Below are 12,849 nucleotides of genomic sequence, written 5' to 3'. Positions count from 1 at the left end.
AGCCATGATGCAGATGCGAGACGCCCTCGGCGCCCTGATGCGCCGCGAGAACCTCAACTTCGCCGAGACCCATGAGGTGATGCGCCAGATCATGACCGGGGAGGCCAGCGATCCGCAGATCGCCGCCTTCCTGATGGGCATGGCCATGAAGGGCGAGACCGCCGAGGAGATCAGCGCCGCGGCCCAGGTGATGCGTGAGCTGATGAAGCCGGTGCACCTGACCGCCGAGAACGTGGTCGATATCGTCGGCACCGGCGGCGACGGCGCCAACCTCTTCAACGTCTCCACCGCGGCCAGCTTCGTGGTGGCGGCGGCCGGCGGCCACGTGGCCAAGCACGGCAACCGCGGCGTGTCGTCGTCGTCGGGCAGTGCCGATCTCTTCGCGGTAGCCGGCATCCACTTGGACCTCGACGCCGACCAGGTGGCGCGCTGCATCGAGGAGGTGGGCGTGGGCTTCATGTTCGCCCCCAACCACCACCCGGCGATGCGCTACGCCGTGGGCCCGCGCCGGGAGATGGGCGTGCGCACCCTGTTCAACATCCTGGGGCCGCTGACCAACCCCGCCGGCGCTCCCAACCAGGTGCTGGGCGTCTATGCCCCGGAGCTGGTGCCGCTGATGGCCGAGGTGCTGCGCCGCCTGGGCAGCCGACACGTGCTGGTGGTGCATGCCGAGGACGGCCTCGACGAGATCTCCCTGGCCCAGCCGACCCTGGTGGCCGAGCTCAGGGAGGGCGAGATACGCGAGTACGTGATTACCCCCGAATCGCTCGGCATCGAGCGCCAGTCGCTGGATCCGCTGCGGGTGCAGTCCGCCGAGGACAGCCTGCGCCTGGTGGAGCAGGCGCTGGTGGGCGAGGGACCGGCGGCGGACATCGTCTCGCTCAACGCCGGGGCCGCCCTCTACGCCTCGGGGGTGGCCGACAGCCTCGAGGAGGGCGTCGCCATGGCCCAGGACGCCCAGGCCTCGAAGCTTCCCCTGGAGAAGCTCAGGGAGCTGGCCAACTTCACCCGCGTCTTCCTGCAGTGAGCGCACCCCCATCAAGGAGTCATACCATGAGCGCATCCCCGGGGGCGACCCCCACCATCCTGACCCGCATCCTCGACCGCAAGGACGAGGAGGTGGCCGAGCGCGCCCGGGCCGTCTCCGAGGCCGAGCTGCTGCGCCTGGCCGCCAGGCAGGACGCCCCGCGCGGCTTCGTGGCGGCGCTCGATCGGCTGATCGCCGAGGGCGACGCGGCGGTCATCGCCGAGATCAAGAAGGCCTCGCCTTCCCGGGGGGTGATCCGCGAGGACTTCCGCCCCGCCGAGATCGCCGCCAGCTATGCCGCCGGCGGTGCCGCCTGCCTCTCGGTGCTCACCGACGCCGACTTCTTCCAGGGCCACGAGGACTACCTGATCGAGGCACGCGAGGCCTGCGACCTGCCGGTGATCCGCAAGGACTTCATCACCCACGGCTACCAGGTGAGCGAGGCGCGGGCCATCGGCGCCGACTGCATCCTGCTGATCGTCGCCGCCCTGGACGATGCCCGGATGGCCGACCTGCACCGCCAGGCCGTGGAACTCGGCATGGACGTGCTGGTGGAGGTCCACGACGCCCTGGAGCTGGATCGGGCCCTGAAGCTCGACCTCTCCCTGGTGGGCATCAACAACCGCGACCTGCATACCTTCGACACCCGGCTCGATACCACCCTGGAGCTGCTGCCGCGCATCCCGGCCGGCGTTACCGTGGTGACCGAGTCCGGTATCCATACCCGCGACGACGTGCTGCGTATGCGCGAGCATGACGTCAATGCCTTCCTGGTGGGCGAGGCCTTCATGCGCGAGGCCGATCCCGGCGAGGCGCTGCGGCGGCTGTTCTTCTGACCGCTACTCTGGTCGACTCAACGGCAGGAGGCCCGCTCCGCGGGCCTCCTCTCACTCCTGCAATATTCGCATCGATCGACACGTGCCGCCCGGGGGTTCCCTCAGGGCGAACATCGAGCAGGCGTCACTGGAATTCGCTCGAGATGTAGGCCGCGAGATTGGCGATGTCATCATCGGACAGGCCCGCGGCATTCGGAATCATCAGGCCTGAATTGGCCCCCACCCTTTCCCCGTCGCGGTACTGCATGAGACGCGACGCGATGTAATCCGAATCCCTGCCGGCAAGCGAGGGAAAGCTCGCCATGCCCTTTCCCCCGGGGCCGTGGCACTGGGCACAGGAACCTGCGTACAGCGATTCTCCGGCAGACTCGTCCGGCTCCCCGGCACTAGCCGTGCCGATGGTCAGAGCCGCGGTTGCGGCAAGCAGCAGCGCTATCTTCATCATGTTATCTTTCCGGTGACCTTCTGAAAGGAACCGCACTGCCCTGGGGCAGTGCGGTTCGCGGTTGAGATGGAGCATTGAAGACTGGAGCGGGCTATTCCGGGCTGATGCGGTGGATTTCGCCTTCATCCACGGCGACATACAGGTTGCCGTCGGGCCCCTGGACAACCGACCGGAAGCGGGCCGGTCCCATGGGAAGATGCATTTCTGACACATCGGTGACGGCTTCGCCGCTTTCGTGGAGGGCGAGCAGGTTGATGCGCTGTCCTACCGCCGTTCCCCCGAAACCGATGCCCATGAAGCCGACGGCGAGACGCCCGTTCCAGGCGCCCCACTGGTCACCGGTCAGGAAGTCGGTGCCGCTGATGCCCTGGGAAAGGCCACTGTTCTGCCAGGCGGGAACCATGGCATTGGGGTAGACATTGGTGTCCGTCAGCGGCATGTAGGCAGCGCGCTCCTTCGGGTTCATTCCCTCCATCTGGTTGGGTTCATAGCCGCAGTAGTTGTCGGGGCAGTCGCCCCGCCCGGCCATGTTCGGGCGCGGGTCCCAGCCGCTGTTGCCGCCATTGACCAGGGCATTGACCTCGTCGGAGTGCCAGGGGCCATGCTCGGTCACGATCGGCTGTGAGGTCTCGGGGTGAAAGGTCAGGCCCTGGACGTTCCGGTGGCCGTAGGTATAGATCCGGGAATCGAACCCTGCCGGGGGAGCATTGTCCTCCGCGGCATTGCCATCCCGGTCGATGCGCAGCACCTTGCCACCGAGCTGGGTGGGTGACTGGGGGATTTCACTGTTGTGGTTGTCACCGGTGGTGACGTAGAGGAAGCCATCATCCGGGCTGAAGCGGATGCGACCGCCGTTGTGAGCGCCGGAATCCCCGAACGGATGGTCGGTGGCGGCAGGTTTGTAGGGAATGTCATCGACGATGTCGGTGCGGTCCGATACGTCATCGAAGTCGCCGTTGACCGTCAGCCGAAGCACGCGATTCGTGCGTGGCTCTGACATCTCGGATGCCGAGTAGACATACACGAAGCGGTTGTCATCGAAGTCGGGATCGACGGCGACGCCGTTCATCCCCGCCTGGCCCTGACAGACAAGATCGCTCTCGGTGGTGGCATAGCCTTCGGCATCCTTCATTCCCAGCAGGTGGTGGACGTCCCCGCTGGGCAGGCGCACCGACATGCCGCGGCACTTCTCGGTATAGAACATGGTGCCGTCCGGCAGGAAGGCCATGTCCCACGGGTTATCCAGGCCGGACAGCACCGTGCTGTGGCTCAGGGTAGGGGCATGGTTGCCGGCCATCGCCGAGGCCGGCAACCCGGCGATCAGGGCGGCGGCGATGATGGCATAGGCCGACGGATTGGTGAGTGCTGGAGACATCGTGACTTCTCCTGTCTTGTTGGCGTTGTAGTGACGGCGTGCTGTGGCCTGCCCTTTTGGAATGAGTCGGCACCCGATCAGGGCGACACGTGTCCGAGCGGGGCAGGGTGCTGTGGTGGCCCGGACAGGCCACCCCTGTTGCTCCATCGCCCTGGGGCAATTACCTGGGCATCTGGCATTGAACAGTAGCTCAGAAACTCGACTCCATCCCGGCGAAGAAGCTGCATCCGGCCGCGGGCTCCATGGCGACACTCACCGTTGCCCATACCCGGCCAGGTGGTTGCTGCATTGCCGGCGGGAAATCCCGGGCAGTCGGTGGCAGGCTCATTGGCCGGCGTGGGCCAGGTAGTGGGCCAGGGCCGCGATCTCCTCGTCGGACACCCCGCGCATGATGTCGATCATCGTCGTGTCGGGACCACCCCGGGTGCGCTCGCGGTACGCACGCATGGCATGGACCAGGTAGTCCTCCCGCTGGCCGGCAAGCCTGGGCATCTGCTCCCGGCCGCTGTAGTCGGCGGTGTGGCAACTGGCACAGCCCTGGCTTCGGGAGAGCTCACTGCCCCGAGCCATCAGGTCGGCGTCGGGCTCCCCCGCGGGGGCGGCGACCGGTTGTTCGGCATAGTAGGCGGCCAGCGCCTGGATCTCGGCATCGGAGAGGCCGCGAGCCTGGGGCGTCATCTCCTCCGCCTGGCGCAGGCGTTCACGGAAGTAGATCATCTGGTTGGTGATGGTGAGTGGCGGCTGGCCGGCCAGTGATGGCGTCCGTTCCCGGGTCGAGTTGCCGTCGCTGCCGTGGCAGGCGGCACAGATCTCGACCTGCTCCTCGAGGGGCAGCCCGGCCGCCGGCGAGACATCGGCCAGCGCCGGCGGCATCAGGAGCAGGGCCGCGAGGGTGCCGGACGCCAGTAGGGCGCGCCGCAAGGGCGCGCGCTGGGGTGCTGGCATCGGGGTCACTCCATGTAGCTCGGTGTCTCGTAGCTGATGCGATAGATGGCCCCGTTCTGCTCGTCGGAGACCAGCAGGGCGCCATCGGGCATCTGCAGGACATCCACCGGCCGGCCGGAGAAGGTGTTCTCCCGGGGGTCGAGGAAGCCGACCAGGAAGGGGGACATGCCCGCCCGCTCGCCGTCGTAGGAGATCATCGCCACCCGCACGTCGTAGCCGGCGCTCAGGGTGCGGTTCCAGGAGCCGCGACTGGCGATGAACATGGCATTGCGATACTCCTCGGGGAACATGTCGCCGCTGTAGAACCGCATGCCAAGGGGCGCGCTGTGCGGATCGAGGGTCGCGGCGGGCAGGGTCGTGCCGTTGCAGGCGTCGGCATCGCCGAGCTCGGGGTCGATCACGCCCACGCCGTGGCAGTAGGGGAAGCCGAAGTGCTCGCCGGTCTCGCTGAGCCGGTTGAGCTCGTCGTTGGGTCCGTGCTCGCTGATCCAGTCCTGGTTGTTGTCGGTGAACCAGAGCTCGCCGGTCTCGGGGTGGAAGTCGAAGCCCACGCTGTTGCGGACGCCGCGCGCCTCGACGCGCATGTCCGACCCGTCCGGTTCGAAGCTGTGGATGGTGGCGTGGGTGTCGGGGTCGACCTCGCAGCCGTTGCAGGGGGCGCCCACCGGCACGTAGAGCCGTCCGTCAGGGCCGAAGGCGAGGAATTTCCAGCCGTGGTGCTGGTCGTCGGGCAGGCCGAAGGCCTCGGTCAGCTCCTCGGGCTCGGGGAGCTCGCCGTTGGCCAGGTGCGTCTCGATGTCGTCGTAGCGGAAGATACGATTGATGGCCGCCACGTAGAGGCTGCCGTCCTTGAAGGCGACCCCGTTGGGCTGGGTCAGGCCCTCGGCGATGATCCTGTGCTCGCGTTCGTCGCCGCCGTTGTCGAGCACCGCATAGACACGGCCGATGCCGCGGGTGCCGATGAACAGGGTGCCCTCGTCGCCGCGGGCCATCATCCTGGCTCCGGGCATGCCGTGGGCCCAGATCTCCGCGCTGAATCCGTCCGGCAGGCGCAGGTGGTCGAGGGGGATGTCCTCGCGGGCGGTGACGGTCAGCGGCGTGGCGTGCGGGGCCAGCGGGGAGTCGGCCATCTCGGCGGACCTCCCCTGGGCCCAGGCGGGCTGGTGGTTATCGGCCAGGGCCGCTGTCAGGCTGCCGGCGGCGGCCAGGCCGGCGACGGAAACTGCGAGGGTGAGGCGTTTCAGGCATGCAGGGGGCATGGCAAGGCTCCTGATTCTGATCTTGTTGTAAGCGGAATGCCACGTATCAGACTAGGAGCTTGCAGTGAGACAGGGCGATAGATTCTTGCTATCGGTTGAGCAGCCAGAGGAGCGCCGACAGTGCCAGGCTGGCCAGGATCATGGTGGTTAGGGGGAAGAAGAACGAGGCGTTCTCGCGGCGAATGACGATATCGCCGGGCAGCTGCCCCAGCGGCAGCCGCGACAGCCAGGGCCAGAGCAGGCCCACGGCGACGATGATCAGGCCGATCAGGATCAGGGTGCGGTTCATGACTTCGCCTCCTGTCAGGTGAGTGCCAGGGCGCTGGAGTGTACGCCCACCGGAAATTCTCCCCGGCGGGCGCCTGCCTTGTCGGTTCAGCCGGCCCGGCGCAGTACCTCCAGCAGCCCCTGCAGCGGGTGGGGCAGGGCGGTGTCGGAGAAGCGCTTCACCTGGCTGCGGCAGGAGTAGCCGGTGGCCAGCAGTTTCCCGGCGTTGGCTTCTTCCTCCACCACCGGCTGCCAGGACTGGGCATAGATGGTCCTGGAGGTCTCGAGGTTGCGCGCCTCGTGGCCGTAGGTGCCGGACATGCCGCAGCAGCCGGTGGCCACCTGTTCGAGCTTGAGGCCGAAGGCGGCGAACACCTGCTGCCACGCCCTGGGGCTGCCCGGGGCGTTGGTCTTCTCGGTGCAGTGGGAGAGCAGCCGGTAGCCGGGGTCGTCCAGGGTCCGGCCGCTGGAAGAGAGGTAGCTGGCCAAAGTGGGCGACTGAGCCACCAGCCACTCCTGGAGCATCAGCACCTCGGGCACGGCCTCCGGCCCCAGGGCCTTCACGTACTCCTGGCGGTAGGTGAGGGTCATGGCCGGGTCGATGCCCACCAGCGGCACGCCGAACTCGGCCAGGGTGCGCAGCCGACGGGCCTGCTTCCCGGCGGTGCGCTCGAAGGCGCCCAGGAAGCCCTGCACGTGCAGCGGCTTGCCGTTGGCAGAGAAGGGCGCCACGAAGACCCGGATATCCAGCCGGCCGAGCAGCTCGACGATGTCCAGCACCAGCGTCGCTTCGAAGTGGCTGGTGAAGGCGTCCTGGACGATCACCACGCTGCGGGCCTTCTGGGCCTCGGTGAGCCGGCCCAGGGAGGTGGGTGTCGCCTCGGCCACGCCCCAGGCGGCCAGGGTCTTCCTCAGGCTGGCCCGGGAGAGCCGCGGGCTGTCCACCAGGCCGACGGGACCGGCCAGCAGGCGGTCCACCAGGCGGCTGCCGATCAGGGCGTTGTAGGCGGGCGTCATGCGCGAGAGCGTGGGCAGCAGGAACTCGGTGGTGCCGACCAGGTAGTCGCGCACTGGCCGCAGGTAGCGGCCATGATAGGCCTCCAGGAACTGCGCGCGGGAGTCGGGCACGTTGACCTTGATCGGGCACTGGCCGGCGCAGGACTTGCAGGCGAGACACCCCGCCATGGCGTCATAGACCTCGTGGGAGAAGTCTTGCTCGCGCTTGCGGCGCAGGGTATTGAGGGTGCGCGTCGGCAAGCGCTTCACGAAGCCCCAGGCGCCCTCGACCCGCTGCTGGCGCCCCGCCTCGACCAGATCGACGCCGGCCTCGCCCTGCAGGCGCAGCCACTCGCGGACCAGGCTGGCGCGCCCCTTGGGGGAGTGTACCCGGTCCCGGGTCGCCTTCCAGGAGGGGCACATGGCGTCATCGGGGTCGTAGTCGTAGCAGGCGCCATTGCCGTTGCAGTAGACGGTGGCGGCGTGGGCCTGCCAGACCCGCTCATCGATGGTGCGGTCGAGCTGGCCGCGGGTGGTCACGCCGTCGATGGTCAGCAGGCCGGGATCAACCAGCTTGACCGCCTCCGCCGGGATGGTGGCAGTGGTGTCAGACGCCTTGCCAGCGGCGTCGGGCGGGATAGAAGCAGTACCCGCGGCGTCGGGCGGGATAGAAGCAGGACCCGCGGCGTCGGGCGGGATATAGAGCGGCGTGGCGATCTTGCCCGGATTGAGCTGGTTGTGGGGGTCGAAGGCCGCCTTGACCCGCTGCAGGCTGGGGTAGAGCTCGCCGAAGAATCGGGGCGCATACTCCGAGCGCACCCCCTTGCCGTGCTCGCCCCACAGCAGGCCGCCGTACTTCTTCGTCAGCTCGGCCACCTCGTCGGAGACCTCGCGGATCAGCCGCTCCTGCGCCGGGTCCTTCATGTCGATGGCGGGACGCACGTGCAGCACCCCGGCATCCACGTGGCCGAACATGCCGTACTCGAGGCCCCGGGCGTCCAGGGCTGCGCGGAATTCGGCAATGAAGTCGGCCAGGTGCTCCGGGGGCACCGCGGTGTCCTCCACGAAGGGGATCGGGCGCTTCTCGCCCCTGGCATTGCCCAGCAGGCCCACGGCGCGCTTGCGCATGGCGTAGACGCGCTGGATGGCGGCACGGCCGGAGGCCAACGTGAAGCCCAGGCGCGCGACGCTCACGTCTGCTTCCAGGTGGAGGCAGAAGGCGGCCACGCGCTCGGCGAGGCGGTCGGGGTCGTCGTCGTTGAACTCCACCAGGTTGATGCCGCGCACCGGGGTTTCGCCAGCGGGGAAGAACTCCGCCACGCTGTCCCAGACGAAGTCCTCCATGGCCAGCATCAGCACCTTGTCGTCCACCGTCTCGATGGAGGTGGGCCCGGCCGAACTTGCCATGAGCGCCTTGGCGTCGCGCAGGGCATCCATGAAGCCGGCGTAGCGCACGTTGACCAGGGTCGAGTGCTTCGGGATCGGCAGCACGTTGAGGACCGCCTCGTCGAGAAAGCCCAGCGAGCCCTCGGCCCCGCACAGCAGGCTGTTCATGTCGAGCCGGCCCCGGTCGTCCCTCAGGTGCGCCAGGTCATAGCCGGTCAGGCAGCGGTTGAGCGGCGGGAACTTCTCGGCGATCAGCTCGCCCTGGGTGTCGATGATCTCCCGGGCGGTGCGGAAGGCGCGGCCGGTGGCGTCCTGGCGGGCGCAGAGCGTCTCGAGCTCGGCCTCCTCCACCGGGCGGCTGACGAGCCGCTCGCCGCCCAGCAGCAGCACCTCGAGCTCGAGCACGTGATTGCGGGTCTTGCCGTACTCGCAGCTGCCCTGGCCGCTGGCGTCGGTTGCGATCATGCCGCCGATGGTGGCGCGATTGGAGGTGGAGAGATCCGGCGCGAAGAAGAGCCCATGGGGCTTGAGCGCCGCGTTGAGCTGGTCCTTGACCACCCCGGCCTGCACCCGCACCCGGCGGGCCTCCATGTCGATCTCCAGGATCCGGTTCATGTGCCGGGAGACGTCCACCACCAGGCCGTCGGTGAGCGACTGACCGTTGGTGCCGGTGCCGCCGCCCCGGGGCGTGAGCGCCACCTGGCGGTGCTCCACCTGGCCGGCCAGGTGGGCGATGCGCGCCAGGTCCTCGCCATGCTTCGGATAGAGCACCGCCTGGGGCAGGCGCTGGTAGATGGAGTTGTCGGTGGCGAGCACCGTGCGGGCGGCATAGTCCGGGGCGATCTCGCCCTCGAAGCCGGCGTCGCGCAGGGCCTCCAGGAAACGCAGGTAGGGGGCGGCCAGCCCCGGCGTGGTGCTGGCGTCAGCGGTGTCCAGTCGTGCGATCATGGCACTCTTTCATGGGGAAGCGGGGAATGCTCCTACTTTACCGCGACAGGCGGGTGCCGCGCATCCCGCGGGCGGCCCCTGTCGGCTCGCCTGGCGGCGGCGCGTGGCGCCCCTGATGCCTTTTGCCTACAATGGGCGGCCTGTTTGCCCCTGTCTTCTTCATTCTCCATCACCGACTGCAACGGACCGGATTCCATGCTCGACCCCAAACTGCTGCGCAGCGACCTCGATATGGTCGCCCAACGACTGGCCAAGCGAGGCTTCGCCCTCGATACCGACCGTCTCGAGGCGCTGGAGTCCCGGCGTCGCGAGCTCCAGGCCGAGACCGAGTCCCTGCAGAACGAGCGCAACACCCGCTCCAAGGCGATCGGCAAGGCCAAGGCCCAGGGCGAGGACATCCAGCCGCTGCTCGACGAGGTCTCCGACCTCGGGGAGCGCCTCGATGCCGCCAAGATACGCCTGGCCGAGGTGCAGGCCGAGTGGGACGAGGTGGTCAGCGGCCTGCCCAACCTGCCCCACGAGAGCGTGCCGGTGGGCGAGAGCGAGGAGGACAACGTCGAGCTCCTTCGCTGGGGCACGCCCCGCGAGTTCGACTTCACGGTGCGCGACCACGTCGACCTGGGGGCGCTCCGGGGTCACCTGGACTTCGACCTGGCGGCCAAGCTGACCGGGGCGCGCTTCGCGGTGATGCGGGGCCCCATCGCGCGGCTGCATCGGGCGCTGACCCAGTTCATGCTCGACAAGCAGACCCTCGAGCATGGCTACGAGGAGTGCTATGTCCCCTACATGGTCAACGAGGCGTCGCTGCACGGCACCGGCCAGCTGCCCAAGTTCGGCGAGGACCTGTTCCGCCTCGACGACGAGCGCGGCTACCACCTGATTCCCACCGCCGAGGTGCCGCTGACCAACTTCGCCCGCGACGAGATCCTCGACCACCGGGCGCTGCCGGTGAAGCTCACCGCCCACACGCCGTGCTTCCGCAGCGAGGCGGGCTCCCACGGCCGCGACACCCGCGGGATGATCCGTCAGCACCAGTTCGACAAGGTCGAGATGGTGCAGCTGGTCGACCCGACGACCAGCTACGAGGCCCTGGAGGAGATGCGCGGCCACGCCGAGGCGATCCTCCAGGCGCTGGAACTGCCCTATCGCGTGGTGACGCTGTGTACCGGCGACATGGGCTTCGGCGCGGCCAAGACCTATGACCTCGAGGTGTGGCTGCCCAGCCAGGACACCTACCGCGAGATCTCGTCGGTCTCCAACTGCGAGGCATTCCAGGCGCGGCGCATGCAGGCGCGCTTCCGCCACCCCGAACAGAAGAAGCCGCAGCTGCTCCATACCCTCAACGGCTCCGGCCTGGCGGTGGGGCGCTGCCTGCTGGCGGTGATGGAGAACCACCAGCAGGCCGACGGCTCGATCCACGTGCCCGAGGCGCTGCGCCCCTACATGGGCGGTGTGGAGGCCATCAACGGCTGATCACCGCCACTCGATCACGATCGCCTTCAGGCCCCCTGCCATCGACGGGGGGCCTGCCGATGGACGCGGTCAGTCTACCGACGCCCCGGCCCGGGTGATTGTTGCCGAAGCGGTCAGGGGGCATGATGGTGGCCTTACCGGGACGCAAGGATTCTCTCGATGTCGCTGTCCGACGATGATGCCCCGAGCATCATCCCCCTCAACCTGACGCTGGCGCTGGCGGCGCTGGTGGTGATCGTGTCGGGCATGAAGGCCGGCTCGAGCCTGCTGGTGCCACTGCTGCTGGCGGTCTTCATCGCCGTGGTCTGCACCGCCCCGATACAGTGGCTCAACCGCCTGGGACTGAGCCTGCGCCTGGCCGTCTGGCTCACCCTGGTGGTGATCGGCGGGCTGCTGTCGCTGCTCGGCCTGCTGCTGGTCAACAGCTTCGGCACCTTCGTCGAGGCCCTGCCCGGCATCGAGGAGAAGCTCTACGACTACTACCTGGGCATGCTGGATGGCCTGGCGAGGATGGGGTTGGCCATCGACACCGACCGGCTCGCCGAACTGCTGGATGTGGAGCAGCTGGGCAGTGCGGTGCCGGGACTGCTGGGGGAGCTGGGCAACCTGCTGATGCAGAGCGTGGTGGTGGGCCTGCTGGTGGTCTTCATGCTCTTCGAGACCCTGAACTTTCGCGACAAGATCTCCCGGGCGCTGCGCAATCCGGCGCCCAGCCTGGAGCGCTTCAACGAGTTCAGCCTGACCCTCAAGCGCTACCTGGCGGTGAAGACCCTGATCAGCCTGGTGACCGGGGCGCTGGTGTGGGTCGCCTGCCTGCTGGTGGGGGTCGACTTCCCGCTGCTGTGGGCCGTGCTGGCCTTTGCCCTGAACTACATTCCCAATATCGGTTCGGCCATCGCGGCCATTCCCCCGGTGCTGCTGCTGCTGGTGTCGCCCGGGGGTGGGCTGGTCGATGCCCTGCTGCTGTCCGGTGCCTACCTGGGCATCAACTTCGTGCTCGGCAACATCGTGGAGCCCCGCTGGATGGGGCGGGCCCTGGGCCTCTCCACCTTCATCGCCTTCCTGTCGCTGGTGGTGTGGGGGTGGGTCTTCGGGGCCGCCGGGATGCTGCTGTCGGTGGTGTTGACCATGACGCTCAAGATCGCCCTGGACAGCCACCCCCAGACCCGCTGGATCGCGCACCTGCTGGGCCCGGGGTATGACCAGCCGCTGGAGGAAGCGGATCGCCCGCTCTCGGAGCGGGACGGCGACGAGGGCGACGGGGCGGGTCCCTGACCCCGAAGCGCGATCGCCCCGGCCGGGGCCGGGGCGATCATCGGATCGACGCGCCAGGCAATCAGGCGTTCTGGTCGATGAACTGCGACAGCTGGGACTTGGACTGGGCGCCCACCAGGGAGGCAACCTTGCTGCCGGACTTGAACAGCATCACGGTGGGGACGCCGCGCACGCCCTGCTCGGCGGCGATCTCGGGGGCGTCGTCCACGTTGATGCTGACGACCTTGAGGTTGCCGCTGCGCTCCTCGGCGACCTCGTCGACCACCGGTGCCATCACCTTGCACGGACCACACCAGGGGGCCCAGAACTTGAGCAGTACCGGGGTGTCGGCCTTGAGGACTTCCTGCTCGAAGTTGGCGTTGGTGACATCGACGTTGTTGGCCATGTGATTCTCCAGTTGCGTTGCGCTGCATCGAGCGTATCGGGGGCATGCCAGCAGCATGCCTGGCCGGCCGATGTTAGCGGCAGCCCGAACCGCTGGCAAATGGCAGGGGCGGCGGATGTCTCTTCGTGGGGCCATTCTGTTCTGGTCAAGTCGTAGCGGACACTTTTATTAAGCTGCTTCCGCGATTTTCTCGATCTCCCTCGGCGCGTGGTAGCCAAGGGTCGAGTGGAGC

The 12,849-nt window shown here is 68.1% G+C and carries 11 protein-coding genes; 4 read left to right on the top strand and 7 right to left on the bottom strand.

All coding sequences use genetic code 11. The features are described 5' to 3' along the window. Positions 1-7: 7 nt before the first annotated feature. Positions 8-1,027, top strand: a complete 1,020-nt coding sequence (gene trpD / locus BDK63_RS10080; protein WP_183331491.1) for an anthranilate phosphoribosyltransferase — start codon at positions 8-10, stop codon at positions 1,025-1,027. Between the two features lie 26 nt (positions 1,028-1,053). Continuing rightward, the gene (gene trpC, locus BDK63_RS10075) at positions 1,054-1,863 is read left to right on the top strand and encodes an indole-3-glycerol phosphate synthase TrpC (protein ID WP_183331489.1); all 810 of its coding nucleotides are present in this window, start codon (positions 1,054-1,056) and stop codon (positions 1,861-1,863) included. A 124-nt stretch (positions 1,864-1,987) separates the two neighbouring features. On the opposite strand, the gene BDK63_RS10070 is transcribed toward trpC, so the two are convergent. The 6 genes from BDK63_RS10070 to BDK63_RS10045 all read right to left on the bottom strand — a co-directional run bounded on the left by BDK63_RS10070 (position 1,988) and on the right by BDK63_RS10045 (position 9,484). After that, a complete protein-coding gene (locus tag BDK63_RS10070; RefSeq protein WP_246386024.1) occupies positions 1,988-2,308 on the bottom strand; it encodes a c-type cytochrome in 321 nt (106 codons plus the stop codon). A 91-nt stretch (positions 2,309-2,399) separates the two neighbouring features. Beyond that, positions 2,400-3,683: a PQQ-dependent sugar dehydrogenase gene (locus BDK63_RS10065; RefSeq protein WP_183331487.1), complete on the bottom strand. Its 1,284-nt coding sequence runs from the start codon at positions 3,681-3,683 to the stop codon at positions 2,400-2,402. A gap of 324 nt (positions 3,684-4,007) precedes the next feature. Further along, positions 4,008-4,628: a c-type cytochrome gene (locus tag BDK63_RS10060; RefSeq protein ID WP_183331485.1), complete on the bottom strand. Its 621-nt coding sequence runs from the start codon at positions 4,626-4,628 to the stop codon at positions 4,008-4,010. A 5-nt stretch (positions 4,629-4,633) separates the two neighbouring features. After that, positions 4,634-5,887, bottom strand: coding sequence for a PQQ-dependent sugar dehydrogenase (locus BDK63_RS10055; RefSeq protein WP_183331483.1), 1,254 nt, complete (start codon positions 5,885-5,887; stop codon positions 4,634-4,636). Between the two features lie 88 nt (positions 5,888-5,975). Next, the gene (locus BDK63_RS10050) at positions 5,976-6,176 is read right to left on the bottom strand and encodes a DUF2905 domain-containing protein (RefSeq protein WP_183331481.1); all 201 of its coding nucleotides are present in this window, start codon (positions 6,174-6,176) and stop codon (positions 5,976-5,978) included. Positions 6,177-6,262: 86 nt separating this feature from the next. Next, on the bottom strand, positions 6,263-9,484 hold the full coding sequence (locus BDK63_RS10045; protein WP_183331479.1) for an FAD-binding and (Fe-S)-binding domain-containing protein: 3,222 nt from the start codon (positions 9,482-9,484) through the stop codon (positions 6,263-6,265). Between the two features lie 195 nt (positions 9,485-9,679). Between BDK63_RS10045 and serS the strand changes: the two genes are divergently transcribed. After that, entirely contained in the window at positions 9,680-10,957 is a 1,278-nt protein-coding gene (gene serS, locus BDK63_RS10040; protein WP_183331477.1) for a serine--tRNA ligase, read from the top strand. 159 nt (positions 10,958-11,116) lie between these two features. Next, entirely contained in the window at positions 11,117-12,232 is a 1,116-nt protein-coding gene (locus BDK63_RS10035) for an AI-2E family transporter (protein ID WP_183331475.1), read from the top strand. Between the two features lie 61 nt (positions 12,233-12,293). Here BDK63_RS10035 and trxA read toward each other — a convergent pair whose 3' ends face one another. Then, complete coding sequence (gene trxA / locus BDK63_RS10030; protein ID WP_183331473.1) at positions 12,294-12,617, bottom strand: thioredoxin; 324 nt, start codon at positions 12,615-12,617, stop codon at positions 12,294-12,296. Positions 12,618-12,849: the final 232 nt, after the last annotated feature.

The organism is Halomonas campaniensis, from assembly GCF_014193375.1.
Lineage (GTDB): Bacteria > Pseudomonadota > Gammaproteobacteria > Pseudomonadales > Halomonadaceae > Halomonas > Halomonas campaniensis.
Note: the sequence above shows the minus strand (reverse complement) of the source record. Positions and strands in the feature narration are given on the sequence as shown.